Origin of the sequence: Nocardia sp. NPDC023733 (genome assembly GCF_040639775.1) — a bacterium.
Taxonomy (GTDB): domain Bacteria; phylum Actinomycetota; class Actinomycetes; order Mycobacteriales; family Mycobacteriaceae; genus Nocardia; species Nocardia rosealba.
In genome coordinates this window covers 1,619,654-1,639,188 of the sequence record NZ_JBFAAN010000001.1, presented here as the reverse complement: position 1 = coordinate 1,639,188, position 19,535 = coordinate 1,619,654, and the positions used below count along the sequence as shown (strand labels likewise).

General features: G+C 68.9%; 2 protein-coding genes. Both read left to right on the top strand.

The features are described 5' to 3' along the window. Window positions 1-286 precede the first annotated feature (286 nt). Window positions 287-18,337 (top strand): amino acid adenylation domain-containing protein, encoded by an 18,051-nt coding sequence (locus tag AB0F86_RS07520; RefSeq protein WP_356982749.1) that lies wholly within the window; start codon window positions 287-289, stop codon window positions 18,335-18,337. 25 nt (window positions 18,338-18,362) lie between these two features. Further along, window positions 18,363-19,520, top strand: coding sequence for an epoxide hydrolase family protein (locus AB0F86_RS07515; RefSeq protein ID WP_356982748.1), 1,158 nt, complete (start codon window positions 18,363-18,365; stop codon window positions 19,518-19,520). Window positions 19,521-19,535: the final 15 nt, after the last annotated feature.

The window sequence follows — 19,535 nt, the reverse complement described above, 5'->3', positions numbered from 1 at the left end:
ACGGGTCAGCCGCACGTTTCACGCCCGCGACCCGGGACATGGGCATAAGCGACAGCCGCTTACATGAAACGTTAACAATTATTCGAAGGTGTTTATTACAGGTTCGCCACACAATTCGCCACTGCCGAAAGCCGGAGTAATTACGCACCGCATTCTCTGCGGTCGATGTTCCGCGCCATTTTGCTGAATTCGCTTTTCATTTCCGGTGGTGACGCACGTTCACGGGGGCATGGACGGCCCGATTTGTCGGCCTGTTCCTGGAATGACGCAATACTCGGAGGTCCACATGACCCAGTCGAAGCACCATCTGGACAGCAGCTGGGAGCAGCCTGTTTCCGCGCCGGGCAACGGCGCGCACCCACACAACGGCAACGGCAACGGTTCCGGTCCGCGACCCCACGCTGCCCTGCCGCTGTCCGCGGCGCAGCGCGGGATCTGGTTCGCGCAGCATCTGGCGCGCCGATCCCCGATTTCGGTGGCCCAGTATGTGGAGATCGACGGGCCCGTCGACGTCGATGGGCTCGTCGCCGCCTGCAAGACCGCCGGGCGTGAGTTCGGGTGCGCGCATGTGCGCCTGGTCGAGGTCGAGGGTGAGCCGTATCAGGTCGTCGACGAGGACCTGCCCTCACCGGTATCGGTGCTCGATCTGCGCGGGGACGACGACCCGGTGGCCACCGCACACGACCTCATGGTCCGCGACTACTCCGCCCCACTGGATCTGCGCAACGACCGGCTGATGAAATGCGTTGTCTTCCAAACGGGTAACGACCACTACCTGTGGTATCAGCGCGCGCACCATATCGTGCTCGACGGTTTCGCCGCGGTCACGATGATGCAGCGGATCGTCGAGCTGTACAACGCGGGGGTGTCGGGGGAGCAGGCGCCGGCCTCCACCGCGAAGGACCTGAGCGACATCGTGGACCAGGACCTGGCGTACCGGGGTTCGACACGCTTCGACAACGACCGCGACTACTGGACCGAGCACCTCGACGGCGCCCCACCCGTCGTCGGCCTCGCGGGCCACGGTGGCACACCGACCATTCACCCGACGCTGGTCAGCGCGACCCTGCCCGACCACACCGCGCGACAGCTCGACCGGGTCGTCGCCGACCGAGGAACCAGCGTCACCCCGGTGATCGTCGCCGCGTTCGCCGCCTACCTCGCCCGGATGACCGGCAGCGACGAAGTGTTGCTGAGCCTGCCGGTCTCGGGTCGCCATTCCGCGGTGCTGCGACGGTCCGGCGGGATGGTCGCCAATGTGGTCCCGTTGCGGGTGCCCGTGGCCGGGAACGGGACGGGTGCGGTGATCACCGCCGTGCAGAGCGAGCTGACCAGCGCGCTGCGGCGGCAGCGGTACCGGCAGGAGGACATCTTCCGCGATATGGGGATCGCCCGCGACGAAACCGCGTCGTTCGGGCCGGCGATCAATCTGATGATGGTGAGCAACGAGATCGTGCTCGGCGACACCGTCGGCCGCCTGCATGTGCTCACCTCGGGGCCCACCTCGGACCTGTTCGTCAACATCTATCCCGGCGCGGGCCGCGACAGCACCCACATAGATTTCCAGGGCAACCCGAGCGTCTACAACGACGACGAACTCGCCGCTCACCACGCCCGGTTCCTGAGGTTCCTCGACGAATTCCTCACCGGCGGGCCGGAACAACCCGTCAGCACCCTGCCGCTGCTGGAACCGGCGGAACGGGCCGCGCTGCTCCCCGTGCGAGGACCCGAGACCACAGGTGACCGGCTGCTTCCCGATATCCTCACCTCCGGGGCACACCACGACCCGGCCGCTACCGCAGTCACCGCGGCCACCTCGACACTGACCTATCGCGAGTTGCACACCCGCTCCACACGGCTCGCCCGGTACCTGATCGGTCGCGGATGCGGGCCGGGGACAGCGGTGGCGATCGCCCTGCACCGTTCAACCGAGTCGGTCGTCGCGGCGTGGGCGGTCGCGAAATCCGGGGCCGCGATCGTGCAGATCGATCCGGACTATCCGGCGAAGCGCATCGAGCACATCATCGCCGACAGCGGCGCCCGGGTGGTCGTCACGCTCGACGCCGTACGGGACCGGCTGCCGAGTAGCGCGCCCGCGCTGGTCCTCGACGATCCCGCGATCCGCGACGCCTGCGCCGCCGGCGGTGACGAACCGGTCACCGATGCCGACCGCGCCCGCCCGTTGCATGTCGGCGACCTCGCCTACCTCACCTACACCTCCGGTTCCACCGGTGTGCCCAAGGGTGTGCAGGTCACCCACCGTGGCCTGGCGAATCTGGTCGCCGACCGCAGCGACGCCTACGCGCTGAGCCCGCGATCACGGGTGTCCTATGCTCTCTCACCGGCTTTCGACGCCTCCTTCGAACAGTTCCTGACCTGTTTCGCGAACGCGGCCACGCTGGTGGTCGTGCCGCCGGAGGTGATCGGCGGCGACCGGCTCACCCGACTGCTGGCCGATGAGCACGTCACCCATCTGACGTTGACGCCGGCGATGCTGGCGACCGTCGACCCGCATCCGCTGACCGACCTGCGGGTGGTGGTGGTCGGGGGCGACGTATGCCCGCCGCATGTGATCGACCGCTGGTCGCGGCACTGCGCGATGTTCAACGAATACGGGCCGACCGAGGCCACGGTGACCGCCGCGGGCGCACGGATCCGCCCCGGCCACGACCTCACCGTCGGTGGCCCCGTCCGCGGTGTGGCGGCGATGGTGCTGGACCGGGCCCTGCAGCCGGTGCCGGTCGGCACGGCAGGCGAACTGTATCTGGCCGGGCCCGGCCTGGCTCGCGGCTACAACCGGCGCTTCGCCGACACCGCGGCCCGTTTCGTCGCCGACCCGTACGGCGATCCGGGGCAGCGAATGTACCGCACCGGCGATCTGGCCCGCTGGGTCACCGAGGATTCGAGGGTCTCGCTGGAACTGTTGGGCCGCAGCGATTTCCAGGTGAAGATCCGTGGCTACCGGATCGAACCGGCCGAGATCGACGCCGCCCTCACCGCGCATCCGGATGTCGACCTGTCGGTGACCGTCCCGGTGCACAACAATGCCGGCACCACCGTCCTGGCGTCCTATGTCGTCCCCGTCGAGGATCACCGCGTGGACCCCACCCTGCTGCAACGGTTCGCGCGGGAATCGTTGCCGCCGCACATGGTTCCGGCGGTGATCGTGCCGCTGGACCAGCTACCGGTGAACGCGTTCGGCAAACTCGATCGCACCGCACTGCCGGAACCGGAATTCGGGGCGGTACCGGCCGGGCGCGACCCGGAAACGGACCGCGAGATCCTGATGGCCGGCCTGTTCAGCGAAATCCTCGGTGTCCCACAGGTCGGCGCCGACGACAGCTTCTTCGCCCTCGGCGGCGACAGCATCCTCTCGATCCAGCTGGTGGCGCGTGCGAAAGCCGTCGGGCTGGGGTTCTCCACCCAGGACGTGTTCGAGCACAAGACCGTCGCGGGCCTGGCCGCCATGGCCGCCGAGGCCGGTGGCGCACCGCAGCTGCGCGAACTCCCCGGCGGTGGTGTCGGACCGATCCCGCTGTCACCGATCGTGCACGCCATGCTCGGTCGCGGGCATTACGACCGGTTCGCGCAGGCCACCCTCGTCGAACTACCCGACCGGCTCGACCCGGCACATCTGACTCGCGCACTGCAGGCCCTGCTGGACCGTCACGACATGTTGCGCGCCGTTCTGCGCGTCGACGAGCACCGCCTCGAAGTGCCTGCCCCCGGAACCGTCGATGCCGACCCCGTCATCACCCATGTGACGCTGCATCATCGCGACGCCACCGAAATCGACCGGCACTTACAGGACGCTGCCGACCGTCTCGACCCCGCCGCCGGTGTCCTTGTGCAGGCTGTCCGGGTCCAGGACGGCACCGGCGCGGGCCCGGACCTGCTGTGGCTGGTGGTCCATCACCTCGCCGTCGACGCGGTGTCGTGGCGCATCCTGCTCACCGACCTGGCCCGCACCTGGTTGCAGGTGTCCACCGGCGAGGACCCGCAGCCCGGCACGGGGACCACCTCGGTGCGCAGCTGGGTCCACGGCCTGACCGAACAGGCCGCCGCCCGACGCCCGGCGGAACTGGAAAGCTGGAAAACTGTTCTCGCCGAGGGAAACCGGTTGCTCGGGTCACGGCCACTGGACCCCGAACGCGATGTCATGGCCACCGCCGACCGGATCCGATTGCGTCTTCCCGCGGATATCACCGAAGCCGTCCTCACCGGCATCCCGGCCCGGTTCCACGGCAGCGCCAATGATCCGCTGCTGGCGGCCCTGGCCTTGGCCGCGGCGCAGTGGCGGGCCCGCCGCGGTGACACCGCGGGGACGGAGCTGATTTCGCTGGAAGGGCACGGCCGCGAGGAACAGGCGGTGCCCGGTGCGGATCTGAGCGGCACCGTCGGCTGGTTCACCACCCGATTCCCGGTCCGGCTCGACATGTCCGGTGTCGATCTCGACGATGCCTTCACCGGCGGCCCCGCAGCGGGGTCGGCGATCAAACAGGTGAAGGAACAATTACGCGCGGTGCCGGACAACGGGATCGGTTACGGCATGCTGCGTTACCTCGACCCCGTGGGTAGTGCCGAGCTCGGGACCGCGCCGGAGCCCCAGATCAGTTTCAACTATCTGGGGCGGGTGGGTGTCGGCGATCACTCGGGGGCGTGGACACCCACCACCGAATTCACCTCGCTCACCGCGACCACCGATCGTCGAATGGCGTTGCCCGCGATCGTGGATGTGAACGCGATCGCGGTGCCCGGCCCCGACGGACTCGAACTCGAGGCCACCTGGGAGTACGCGACCGGCATCATGGACGCCGACGAGGTGTCCGAATTGGCCGATCTGTGGGTGCGGGCGCTGCACAGTCTGGCCGCGCATCTGCACACCGACGGCGCAGGCGGATTCACCCCGTCCGATTTCCCGCTGGTCACGGTCTCGCAGACCGATATCGATGGTTGGGCGCGGGATTTCCCGGCGATGACCGATGTGTGGCCGCTGACCGCGCTGCAAACCGGGCTGCTGTTCCACACCCTCTACGACCGCGAGGGTGACGACAGCTACATCGTGCAGGCATCACTGACCCTGGCCGGTGAGGTCGACGCCCAGCGCATGCGCCAGGCCGCCCAAACCCTGATCGACCGGCACGACAGCCTGCGCACGGCCTTCGTCGAAACCGCCGACGGTCCCCGCCAGATCGTGCTGCACAATGTCCGCGCCGAGTGGCGCGAAGCCGATCTCAGTGCCCACGACGCCGCCGGACGTGACCGCGAGATCCATCGCCTCACCACCGAGGCGACCGCACCGTTCGATCCCGCCCGGCCACCGCTGCTGCGTTTCCAGCTGTTGCGCACCGGTGCCGGCGAATACCGGTTGCTGATCACCGACCATCATCTCGTGCTGGACGGTTGGTCGATGCCGTTGCTGATCCACCAGCTCCTCGTGTTGTACACCGGCGGCGATGCCGGTGAGCTCGGCGCCCCGCGATCGTTCCGGGACTACCTGCAGTGGCTGCACGCCCAGGACGATGCCGCCGCTACGGCCGCCTGGCAGCGGATGCTGGCCGGGGTGGACAACCCCACCCGGGTCTCGGGCCGCCCGGACCGTACGGGTGGTGCGGCCAGTGGTGAGGTCGGGCTCGACCTCGATACCGCTACCGCCGCCGCGGTCCTCGATCTCGGCCGCTCCCACGGTGTCACCGCGGGCACCACCGTCGAGGTGGCGTGGGCGCTGCTGCTCACGGCTCTGACCGGACGCTCCGATGTGGTGTTCGGCAATACGGTGTCGCACCGTCCGCCGCAGCTTCTCGGCGTGGAACACATGGTGGGCCTGTTCATCAACACCCTGCCGGTGCGGGTGCGGCTCGATCCCCACGAAAGCGTCGGAGATCTGCTGATCCGGGTGCAATCCGAGCAGGCCGCGATGCTCGAGCACCGCCATATCGGTTTGGCGGAACTGCAGCGCGCCACCGGGATCGCGGACATGTTCGACACCGTCACCGTGCTCGAGTCCTATCCGCTGGACCGGGAAGGTCTGGCCCGCGATCTCGATGCCGCCGGGCTGCGGCTGATCGATCTCGACGCCCAGGACGCCACCCCGTTCCCGCTGAGCCTGCAGGTCACCCCACCGCGCCCCACCGGCGACGACGCAGGCACCTACACGCTCACCCTGCGCTACGCCACCGACCGGTTCGACACCGATCAGGCCGCCACCCTGCTCACACGGTTCGAACGGATCCTCACGCAGCTGGTCACCGAGCCCGCCACCCGCACAGCCGCTGTCACCCCGGGACCGGGCGAACCGGTCCCTGCCACCGGTGCTGCCGCCGTGCCCGAACTAACCCTGCACGAGATTCTCGCCGCGACGGCTCACCGGTATCCCGAGGGGGCTGCCGTCCGATCCGGCGACATCACTCTCACCTACCGTGAGCTGCGGCAGCGGGCGGGCGAACTCGCCGCCGAGCTCGTCGCTCGCGGTGCGCGTCCCGAAACGTTCGTCGCCCTGGCGCTGCCTCGGTCGATCGACCTGGTCGTCGCGATCTGGGCGGTCTCCGAAACCGGTGCCGCGTTCATTCCGCTCGATCCGGCCAATCCCGGCGAACGCATCGCCGGGATGCTGGCCGATTCGAGCACGGGCCTGGGGATCACCACCGCTCCGGTCGCCGCGCATCTGCCCAGCACGGTGGACTGGCTGACCCTCGACGACGCCCACACACCGCACCGCGCCCCGGCACTTGCCCGGCCGGTGTCACCCGACAGCACCGCCTACCTCATCTTCACCTCCGGTTCGACCGGCACCCCGAAAGCGGTGCAGGTGACCCACCGCGGTCTGGCCGACCTCGTCGCCGCCCACACCGAGGCCTTCGGCGCGGACTCCACCTCCACGGTCTTGCAGGTCGCCTCACCAGGTTTCGATGCCAGCGTCTCGGAACTGCTGCTGGCCCACGGCAACGGTGCCTGCCTGCTGATCGCACCACCGGACGTGTACGGCGGCGCGGACCTCACCGAACTGCTGCGCACCGCACACGTCACCCACGCCATCATCACCCCATCGGTGCTGAACACCCTCGACCCCGCCCGGGTGCCGGACCTCACCGCGATCGCGGTGGTCGGCGAAGCCACCGGCGCGGACACCGTGAGGCGGTGGGCGCCCGGCCGACGGCTGATGAACCATTACGGACCGACCGAAACCACGATCTGGGCAACTGGTTCGACCGCCCTGCACCCGGGTGAACCGGTGACGATCGGTGGACCCGTCCACGGCGTCTCCGTCGCGGTCCTCGACATGTGGTTGCGACCGGTACCGGTCGGGGTCGCGGGGGAGTTGTATGTCGGTGGGCCGGGGCTGGCGCGCGGCTATTTCGGCAGGCCGGCGACCACCGCCTCTCGTTTCATCGCCGACCCGAACTCCGGAAGCGGTGAACGTCTTTATCGCACAGGCGATTCCGTGCGCTGGATTCATGGACGCACCGGGCTCGGACTGGAATATCTGGGCCGCAACGATCAACAGGTCAAGATCCACGGCCTGCGCATCGAACCGGGGGAGATCGACACCCAGCTCGCCCGCCATCCCGCCGTGGCGAGCGCCGCCACCGTCACCCGCACCGGCCCGACCGGAGAACCGGTCCTGGTGTCCTTTGTCGTCGGCGCACCCGGTCAACCCCTGGACACAACCCGACTGCACGACCACCTCGATCGCACTCTCGCCCACTACATGCATCCCACGACGATCGTGGAACTCGACGATATGCCGGTCACCCCCACCGGCAAGATCGACCGTAAAGCGCTGCGACAGCACGAACTCACCGCACCCGACACCGCCGGACGCGCCCCTGCCACGCCCGCCGAACGCACGATGGCGGACCTGTTCGCGCAGGTCCTGAACCTGGACGAGGTGTCCACCGACAGCAACTTCTTCACCCTCGGCGGCGACAGCATCGTCTCCATGCGCCTGGTCGCGCTCGCCCGGGCCGCCGGACTCGTCCTGACCCCTCGCGAGGTGTTCGAGGGGAAAACAGTGGCAGCGCTCGCCGCCACTGCCCGCCGCGACACCTCCGCAACGGGCACCGACGACACCTCGGGACCACTCGTCACCCTCGACGATGCAGCGATCACCGTACTGCGGCAACAGTATCCGGGCCTGGCCGAAGTCTGGCCGCTGTCACCGATGCAATCGGGTATCCACTTCCACTCCACCTTCACCGCCGACGCCGACACCTACACCGTCCAGACCACCATCGGCTTCACCGGTGAGATCGACGTCGACCGCCTGCGCCGCGCCACCCAGGCTCTGATCGACCGCCACGACATCCTGCGCGCCGGTTTCGCCGAAACCGCCGCCGGACCGCACCAGATCGTGCTCGGCCACGCCGACACCGACTTCCGCGACATCGACCTGACCGGCGGGCAGGACCCACGCACAGCCACCGACATCGCCGCCGCCGACGCCGCAGCCGGTTTCGACCTGTCCGCACCGCCGCTGATCCGGTTCACCCTCATCCGCGTCGAACCCGGTGAGCACCGGCTGCTGGTTACCAATCACCACGTGATCCTCGACGGCTGGTCGATGCCGCTCCTCATGGGCGAACTGCTCGAAAACTACGGTGCACCAGAACAAATCGGCACCACCGGACCCGCCCCGTCCTACCGCGACTACCTCACCTGGCTGCAACACCAAGACCCCGCCGCGTCCAAAGCCGCCTGGGCGCGGGAGTACGCGGACGTGGATTCCCCGACCCGCGTGACCCGGGGGACAGGCAGCTCAGGCAACTCGGCCGAGGTGATCACCGACCTGCCGGCCGACGTGTACCGCGAGCTGCGTGATGTCGCCGCCGACGCGGCCGTCACCGTCAGCACCACGGTCGCGGCGGCCTGGGCGCTGAACCTGCGTGTCCTCACCGGCGACACCGATGTCGTCTTCGGCTCGGCGGTGTCGGGCCGGCCACCGGAGCTGCTGCAGGTGGAACGCACCCTCGGTATGTTCCTCAACACCGTCCCGGTCCGGGTCCGGCTCGAGCCGGCGCAGACACTGCGCGACCTGCTCGTCCGGGTCCAGGACCAGCACGCCCGCATGCTCGACCACCACTACATCGGGCTCCCCGAGATCCATCGCAGCGTCGGCGTCAGCGAATTGTTCGACACCGCGGTCACATTCCAGTCGTTCCCCGTCGACCGTCCCGCCCTGCAACGACTCGTCGATTCCGCGGGCCTGCGTGTCGGCGAGATCTCCGGCGTCGATGCCACCCCGTTCCCGTTGAGTCTGGTCGTCGCACCCACCCCCGAAGGTTCCTCGGGCCTGCGGATCACGCTCCGCTTCCTGACCGACGAATTCGACGGCCCCCGCGCCGACCACATCCTCACCCGGTTCGTGGACGTCCTCACCCACATCGCCCGCGACACGGCCACCCGGCTCGGTGCGCTCGCACTTCCCGGCGCACCGGCACCTGCCCACCCGGACACCGCCCACCACACCCCGGACACCCTGGCGGGCATCCTCACCACCACCGCCGCTCGCACCCCCGGTGCCGTTGCCGCACAGTGCGGTGCGGCAACGCTCACCTACCGCGAACTCGACGAACAATCCAACCGCCTCGCCCGCGCCCTGCTGCGCCGCGGCGCCCGGCCTGGCCGGATCACCGCCCTCGCGCTCCCACGTTCACTCACCGGCGTCGTGGCCCTGTGGGCGGCCGCCAAAGCGGGGACGGCGTTCCTCCCGATCGATCCGAACCTGCCCGCCGGACGGATCGAATTCCTGCTGTCGGACTCCGGTGCACCGCTGGGCATCACCGATACCGCCACCGCACCGAAATTGCCCGACGGCACAGACTGGCTGATCGTCGACGACGACCACACTCACCGCAGGGTGGCGGCCGAATCGGCGGAACCGCTCACCGGGCCCGGTGTGCAACCCGATCACAGTGCCTACGTCATCTACACCTCCGGTTCCACCGGCACCCCCAAAGGTGTTCTGGTCTGCCACCGTGCCCTGACCGATCTGGTCGCGGCACAACACCGGAGGCTGCATGTCGACGACCAGTCCACGGTCCTGCAGGTCGCGTCCCCCAGTTTCGACGCCAACCTGTTCGAACTGCTCATGGCACACGGATCCGGCGGACGGCTCGTCATCGCACCACCGGACGTGTACGGCGGCCGTGAACTCGCCGATCTCCTTCGCCGCGAACACATTTCGCACGCGGTGATCACCCCGTCCGCGCTGGCCACCGTCCCCGCCGACGACCTCACCACGTTGCGGGTCCTGGCGACGGCCGGGGAACCGGTCGGACGGGAACTGGTCCGACGGTGGGCACCGGGTCGCACCATGCTCAACCTCTACGGCCCCAGCGAAACCACCATCTGGGCAACCGCTTCCGAACTGTCCGCCGACGCGCCCATCGGTATCGGCCGCCCCGTCGGTCCGGTGTCCGCCACCGTTCTCGACAGCTGGCTGCGGCCCGTCCCGCAGGGCGTGGCAGGTGAGCTGTACCTGTTCGGTCCGGGGCTGGCCGAAGGCTATATCGACCGGCCCGGCTTGACCGCCGCCCGGTTCATCGCCTGCCCGTTCGGCAACGGCGGCACCCGCATGTACCGCACCGGCGATCTCGTCCGCCGCAATGCCGACGGCGACCTGGAATTCGTGGGGCGCAACGACTTCCAGGTGAAGGTCCGTGGCTCACGCGTCGAACTGGGCGAAATCGACGCCGCACTCTCGGCCCGCGCCGACATCTCCTTCGCGACCACCCTCGCGCACACTGACCACGGGGGACCGGCACGCCTGGTGTCCTATGTGGTGCCGGCACCGGGGGAGGAGGTCTCGGTCGCGACCCTCACCGCCGCCCTCTCCGACGCGCTGCCCACCTACATGGTGCCCGCCGCCATCATGATCCTGGACGACGTACCGCTCACCGCCCACGGCAAACTCGACCGCGGCCGCCTGCCCGAACCGGTATTCGCCGCCCGCGAATACCGTGCTCCCGCCTCCTGGCCGGAAGAACTCGTCGCCGCCGCCTTCGCACAGGTCCTCGGCGTGCACCGGGTCGGCGCCGACGACGACTTCTTCGCCCTCGGCGGCGATTCACTCAGCGCCTCGCTGGTGGTGGCCCGGGTCGGTGCCGCACTCGGCGTCCGGGTACCGGTCCGTGCCCTGTTCGAGGCCCCCACCGTCGCCGCCCTCGCCCGCCACACCACCACTCTGCGCACCGGCGAACGGATCCCGCTCACCGCGCGCCCGCACCCGGAACCCCTGCCGCTGTCACTGGCCCAGCAACGCATGTGGTTCCTCAACCGGTTCGAACCGGAATCCGCCGCGTACAACATTCCCGTCATGCTGCGCCTCACCGGCGAACTCGACACCGACGCCTTGCACCGAGCCCTCACCGACGTCGTCGACCGCCACGAAGTACTGCGCACCGTCTATCCCGAGACCGCGGGTGAACCTCGTCAGCTGGTCCTGGCCGAACCCGCACCCGCCCTGCACACCATTCCCGTCGACACCACAACCCTCGCCGACACCGTGAATGCGTTCGTGCGCAACGGATTCGACGTCACAACAGAGGTCCCTCTCCGCATCGGACTGTTCGACCTGGGCACCGGCGAATACCTACTCGCCCTCGTCGTCCACCACATCGCAGGCGACGGACAATCCATGGGCCCACTGGCCCGCGATGTCGTCACCGCCTACGCGGCCCGGGTCGGTGGGCACGCACCCCACTGGCAGCCCCTGCCCGTCCAATACGCCGATTACGCACTGTGGCAGCGGGAAGTACTCGGCGCCGCCGACGACCCCGAATCGCTGCTGTCCACCCAGCTGCGGTTCTGGCGGGAAACCCTCGCCGAGGCCCCCGACCGGCTCGATCTCCCCACCGACCGCCCCCGCCCGCCCGTCGCTTCACTGGCCGGTGGCCGCATCCCCGTCGATATCGGCGCCGGTCTGCACACCCGGTTGCGCGAACTCGCCCACAGTCGCGGTTCCTCGCTGTTCATGGTGATGCACGCCGCCCTCGCTGCCGTCCTGGGACGCCTCAGCGGCAGCGACGACGTCGTGATCGGCACCCCCGTCGCGGGCCGGGGTGAACCCGGCCTCGAGGACCTCGTCGGCATGTTCGTCAACACCCTCGCCCTGCGCACCTCCATCGACACCGGCGAACCGTTCACCGAACTGCTCACCCGCACCCGCGACACCGACCTGGCAGCCTTCGAACACGGCGATGTGCCGTTCGAACGGGTTGTGGAGGAACTCAATCCGCAACGCGCCGCGGACCGGCACCCGCTGTTCCAGGTGATGCTCGCCTTCCAGAGCCTGTCCGGTACCGACGTCGAACTGCCCGGCGTCACCGTCTCCCGCGCCGACATCGACACCGGCCTGTCCCAATTCGACCTGCAACTGATCCTCGCCGACTCCTACGACGACGGGGGAGCAGCGCGCGGGCTGTCGGGAACACTCACCTTCGCCCGCGACCTGTTCGACGAAACCACCGCACACACCTTCCGCGCACGCCTGCTCCGGGTCCTCGAAACCATCACCACCGACCCCACCGAAGCCGTCGGCGACCTCGGCTGGCTCGACGACACCGAACACCAGGACCTGTCGACCCGGGTCGGCCCGCGCCCGGGCGGCCCCCGGCCCCCGGCCCTGCTGCCGGAGGTTTTCGCTGCCGCCGTCCACGACAATCCCACCGGCACCGCCGTCGTCTCCGGCGACACCGAGCTCACCTACCGCGAACTCGACACCCGTTCCAACCAGCTGGCACGGCGGTTGATCCGCCACGGCGCCGGGCCCGAACATCCCGTGCTCGTCGCCACCGGCCGCACCGCCGCCGAAGTCGTCGCCTGGTGGGCGGTCGTCAAAACCGGTGCCCCCTACGTCCCGGTGGATCCCCGGTACCCCGCCGGGCGCATCGACCAGATGGTCACCGACTCCCGCGCCGCCCTCGGCATCACCCTGACCGCCGCCCGACCCCAACTGCCCGGCACCGTCGACTGGATCCTGCTCGACTCCCCGGCCGAAACTCCGCAACTGACGGGCGAATCCGCCGAACCCGTCACCGACACCGACCGGGTGCGGCCACTACACGCCACCAACGTCGCCTACATCGTGTTCACCTCCGGATCCACCGGCCGCCCCAAGGGCGTCGCGATCACCCACACCGGAATCGCCGACTTCGTCGCCGGACAACGCCTCGGCACCCCGACCCGCAGCAACGATCGCGTACTGCACTTCGCCTCACCGTCCTTCGACGCCTCGGTCCTGGAAATCCTGCTCGCCACCGGCCGCGCAGCCACCCTCGTCATCGCCCCCACCGATATCTACGGCGGCGACGAACTGGCCGGATTCCTGCGTACCCACCGCATCACCCACGCCTTCGTCACCCCCGCCGCCCTCGCCTCCGTCGACCCCACCGGACTCGACGACCTCCAGCACATCGTGTCCGGCGGCGACGAGGTCCCCGCCGACCTCATCAACCGGTGGGCAGGCAGCGACCGCGCGGGCACCCGCGAATTCCGGGTCCTCTACGGACCAACCGAAACAACCATGCTCGCCACCTCCACCCAACCCATCCATCCCGACGAACGACCCACCATCGGCACCCCACTGCCCGGAATCCAGGCATTGGTCCTCGACGACCGGCTCCGGCCCGCACCGGTCGGCGTCAGCGGCGAACTGTATCTGGCCGGACCAGCCCTGGCCCGCGGCTACCTCAACCGCGCCGCCACCAACGCCGACCGATTCACCGCCTGCCCCTACGCCGAACCCGGCAGCCGCATGTACCGCACCGGCGACCTCGTCCGCTGGAACACCCGTGGCGACCTGGAATTCCTGGGCCGCAACGACTTCCAGGTGAAAGTGCGCGGCTACCGTGTCGAACTCGGCGAGATCGACACCGCCCTCGGTGCCCGCCCCGACATCGCCTACGCCGTCACCATCCCGCGCCGCGAAGGCACCGGGCCCGTCACCCTGGTGTCCTACGTGGTCGCGGCACCCGGTGCCGAAATCTCCGTCGACACCCTCACCACCGCGCTCACCGACACCCTGCCCGCCTACATGGTGCCCGCCGCGATCATGGTCCTCGACCGGATCCCGCTCTCACCCAACGGCAAACTCGACCGCAAGGCCCTCCCCGAACCCGTCCTGCAGACCAAGCAATTCCGTGCCCCCTCCTCACCGGTCGAGGAAATCGTGGCGGGCGTCTTCACCGACGTACTCGGCCTCGACCGCGCCGTCGGCGCCGACGACGACTTCTTCGAACTCGGCGGCAACAGTCTCGTCGCCACCCGCGTCGCCGCCCGCATCGGCGCCGCCCTCGACGCCACCGTGCCCGTCGCGATGATCTTCGACGCACCGACGGTCGCCAAACTCGCCGCCCGCGCCGAATCCCACGCCGACACCGGCCGAGTGGCGCTCACCCCGCAACCCCGGCCACCACATATCCCGCTGTCCTACGCGCAGCAGCGCATGTGGTTCCTCAACCGGTTCGAACCCGATTCGGCCGCCTACAGCATCCCCATCGTCATCCGCCTCACCGGCCACCTCGACACCGACGCCCTGCACCGAGCCCTCACCGACGTCGTCGACCGCCACGAAGTGCTGCGCACCCGCTACCCACACATCGACGGCGAGCCCGCACAGGTCGTCCTACCGGCCCACCTCGCCACGCCACCGCTGCACCCCGTCCCGACCGACGACAGCGCACTGCCCGCCGCGCTCACCGCACTCCTGGCCACCGCCTTCGACGTCACGACCGAAGTACCGTTGCGGGCCCGGCTCTACGACACCGGCCCCGACACCTGGGTGCTGGCCGTGGTCCTGCACCACATCTGCGGCGACGGATCCTCCCTCGCCCCACTGGCCCGCGACATGATGACCGCCTACCAGGCCCGCGTCGACGACCACCCACCCGCCTGGACACCGCTACCGGTCCAGTACGCCGACTACGCCATCTGGCAACACACCGTCCTGGGCGCCGCACACGACCCCGACTCGCTGCTGCGCGCGCAAATCGACTACTGGACCGCCCGACTCGCCGATCTGCCACCACTGCTCGAACTTCCCACCGACCGCCCGCGGCCGCCGATCCAGACCTACACCGGTGGCAACGTCGACCTCACCGTCGACGCCGACCTGCACACCGCCTTGGAAAAGGTCGCACGCGCCCACAACAGCACCCTGTTCATGGTGTTCCACGCCGCCCTGGCCGCCACCCTCGGCCGCGTCGCCGCCACCGACGACATCGCCATCGGCACGCCCTACGCCGGTCGCGGCGAACCCGAACTCGACGACCTCGTCGGCATGTTCGTCAACACCCTCGTCCTGCGCACCCACCTCACCGACCACATGACCTTCACCGAACTCCTCGAGCACGTCCGAGGCGACGACCTCGCCGCATTCGGGCACGCCGACGTCCCGTTCGAACGCCTCGTCCAAGAACTCAACCCCGTCCGCTCCCACGCCCACCACCCCCTGTTCCAGGTGATGCTCGCCTTCCAGAACCACACCACCACCGACTTCCGGCTCCCCGGCCTGACCGCCTCCGCCGTCGAAGCCGACACCGCGACCTCCCTGTTCGACCTCCAGATCACCGTCTCCGACACCCACGACAGCACCGGCGCACCCACCGGAATGAACGGCACGATCACCTACGCCACCGACCTGTTCGACCCGGCCACCGCAACCACCATCGCCGACCGCCTGCAACGGATCCTGCGCGCACTCGCCACCGACCCCACCCGACAGATCCACGACGTCGACCTCCTCGACACCGGCGAACGCGACGCGCTCCTGCACCGGTGGAACGCCACCGAACGCCCCCTCGACCCGCACGAAACCCTCGCAAGCCTGTTCACCCACGCCGCACGCACCCACGCCGACCGGCCCGCCGTCGAATCCGGCTCCGAAGCCCTCACCTATGCCGAATTCGCCGCACGCGTCAACCGGCTCGCCCGTTGGCTCATCGCCCGAGGTGTCGGCCCCGACACCCTCGTCGCACTACCCATGCCCCGATCCCTCGACCAAGTCACCGCCGTGTACGCCGTCCATGCCGCCGGCGGGGGATACGTCCCCATCGACCCCGCCCACCCCGCTGACCGCATCGACTACATGCTCACCACCGCAGCCCCCGTCCTCGAACTCACCTCCCTCGACGGAATCGACCTCACCGGCTACGACGACACCCCCGTCGGCGACGACGACCGCCGCACCCCGCTTCGCCCCCACAACATCGCCTACGTCCTGTTCACCTCCGGATCCACCGGGCGCCCCAAAGGTGTTGCGGTGCCGCACAGCGCAGCCCTCAACCAACTCCACTGGATCATCGACGCCTACCGGCTCACCACCGCCGACACCGTCCTGCAGAAAACCCCCGCCACCTTCGACGTCTCGGTCTGGGAACTGTTCGCCACCCTGGCCGTCGGCGCCCGCCTGGTGATCGCCCGACCCGACGGACACACCGACCCCACCTACCTGGCCGACACCATCGCCGACCGGCAGGTCACCGTCACCTCCTTCGTCCCGTCCATGCTCGCGGCCTTCGCCGACGCCGCCCCCGCGCGATCCCTGAACTCGTTGCGCGCCTTGCTCGTCGGCGGCGAAGCATTCGGTGCCGACGTGGTGTCGGCCGCGCGCCGCGCCATGCCCCACACCGAACTGCACAACCTCTACGGCCCCACCGAATTCACCGTGCACGCCACCGCCCACCACGTCACCGAGACCGACGCCGGCAGCATCCCCATGGGCACACCGGTCTGGAACGTCCGCGCCCACGTCCTCGACACCCGCCTGCGCCCGGTCCCACCCGGGGTAGCGGGGGACCTGTACCTCGCCGGCAACCAGATCGCCCGCGGCTACCACGCCCGCCCCGGCCTCACCGCGGAACGATTCGTCCCCGACCCGTTCACCGCAGGTCAGCGCATGTACCGCACCGGCGACCGGGCCCGCCGCCTGCGCACCGGCGAACTGGAATACCTGGGCCGCACCGACTTCCAGGTGAAACTCCGTGGCCTGCGCATCGAACTCGGCGAGATCGAAGCCGTCCTCGCCGAGCACCCCACCGTCGCCCGCGCCATCGCCGCCGTCCACACCTCCGGCACGGGGGACCGGCTCGTCGCCTACCTGATACCCACGGCAGGTCACGACGTCGACACCGACGCCGTCCTCGACCACGCCGCCGCCGAACTCCCCGACTACATGGTGCCCACCACAGTCATGGTGCTCGACACCGTGCCGCTGACCGACTCCGGCAAACTCGACCGCAAACACCTACCGGAACCGGTATTCGACGTGGGGGAGTTCCGGGAACCGGAATCCTGGCTCGAAGGCGAAGTCGCCCGGGTCTACGAGCACGTCCTCGGCACAGCCCGTGTCGGCGCCGACGACGACTTCTACGCCCTCGGCGGCAATTCCCTCAAGTCGGTGCAGGTGGTCAGCGAACTCCGCAAGGAACTCGACTACGAGGTCCCCGTCAGCTGGATCCTGTCCGACCCGCGCCCCACCGACCTCGCCAGGCGCATCGAAACCGGAATGCGCACCGGACACGTCACCACCGAACCGACCACACCCGGATTCGATGTCCTGCTACCGATCCGCACCACCGGAACACAACCCCCGCTGTTCTGCATCCACCCCGCCTCCGGCCTGGCCTGGTGCTACCGCCCCCTCGGCGAATACCTGACCGAGGACCGGCCCGTCTACGGAATCCAGGCACCACAACTCAGCGGCGAACCAGGCTCGGCGACCATCGAAGACACCGCCCGCCGCTACCTCGACGAAATCCGCGCCATCCAGCCGCACGGCCCCTACCACCTGCTCGGCTGGTCACTCGGCGGCCAGATCGCCCATGCCATCGCCGCTGAAATACGCACGGCCGGAGAACAAGTCGCGCTATTGGCCCTACTCGACGCCGAAGCCGACGGATTCGATCCCACCGCCGTCACCACCGTGACAGCCGGCGAACTGGTCGCCAACCTCGGCCCGGTCATGGGCATCGATTTCGTACCCACCGACGCCACCACCGAGGAAGCCGCCGCACTGATCGAACAGAAACTGGGGGAGCGGCTCGGAATCGACGCCGCCCTCATCCAGCACATGACCGACGCCTACAACGAGTCGATCCGGGCCGCCGCCGACTGGCATCCACCGGCAATCGACAGCGACATGCTGTATTTCACCGCCACCGGCGAACGCCGCGACGACGCGACCGGTCATCGGGGATGGGCACCGAGTGTGCGCGGGCACATCACCGATATCGACGTCGACGCCACCCACCTGGCGATGACCGAACCCGCGGTCCTGGCCCGCATCGCCCGAGTGCTCAACGAACAACTCGATCGGGAGGTCGCCGGGCAGAGCGGCTGAGCGGAATTCGGGTAACCCGGTACGCATGGACGTACAAGCATTCGAAGCCCGCGCGACAGACGCCGAACTCGACGACCTGCGTGCACGATTGGCCGCGGCGCGGTTGCCGGAAGCGGAGACGGTCTACCGACCGGGGCCCGACCCGCGTCGGTGGGATCAGGGCGTTCCGCGCGCCGACCTCGTCGAGGTGGTGCGTTACTGGCGCAGCGGATACGACTGGCGCTCGTTCGAAGAGCGCCTCCAACAGATCGGGCAGTTCCGCACGACCATCGACGGTCTCGGCATCCACTTCCTGCACCGCCGGTCCCCGCGCACGGACGCCACACCACTGATCATGACGCACGGCTGGCCCGGCAGCGTCGCCGAATTCACCGACATCGTCGACGAACTGGCAGACCCGAAAGATGCGGCCGCACCGGCATTCCATGTCGTCGTCCCCTCACTACCGGGCTTCGGCTACAGCGACAAACCGACCACCACAGGGTGGGGCACCGAAAAAATCGCCGCCGCATGGGTGGATCTGATGGACAGGCTCGGCTACCGGCAGTTCCTGGCACACGGCGGCGACTGGGGCGGCAACATCACCACCGTGCTCGCCGGCAGGTTCCCGGACCGTGTTCTCGGCATCCACACACTGTTCGCCGAAGCACCGCCCGGGCTCACAACAGACGGACTGACGCCGATCGAACGCCGGTGGACCGAGGAAACCCGCGACTTCTGGCAATACCGCGCCGCCTATGCCAAGCAGCAGGCGACCCGACCGCAGACCATCGGCTATTCCCTCGTCGACTCACCGGTCGGACTCCTGGCCTGGATCCTCGACAAGTTCGCCGAGTGGTCCGACACCGACGACACCCCGTTCGAAACGATCCCCATGGACCGCATCCTCGACGACGTCACCCTCTACTGGCTGACCCGCACCGGCGCCTCGGCAGCCCGCATCTACTACGAAAGCCACGCCTCCCTCGACCCCGACCTTCGCGTGGACGTCCCGTCGGCGATCACGATGTACCCGGCCGACATTGAGAAATGCCCGCGACCGTGGGCACAGCAGCGCTATCGGAGAATCGTCCGGTGGACGGAACCTCCGACCGGCGGCCATTTCCCGTCACTCGAGGTTCCGGAGTACTTCGTCGACGACCTTCGCGAGGGGCTTGCAGCGGTGCTGTCCATCGCGCGATGACCTTGGCACGCCCTC

Bases quoted from the DNA above. Each gene is read 5' to 3' on its own strand.
- AB0F86_RS07520 (WP_356982749.1), top strand. From the start codon at position 287: ATGACCCAGTCGAAGCACCATCTGGACAGCAGCTGGGAGCAGCCTGTT.
- AB0F86_RS07515 (WP_356982748.1), top strand. From the start codon at position 18,363: ATGGACGTACAAGCATTCGAAGCCCGCGCGACAGACGCCGAACTCGAC.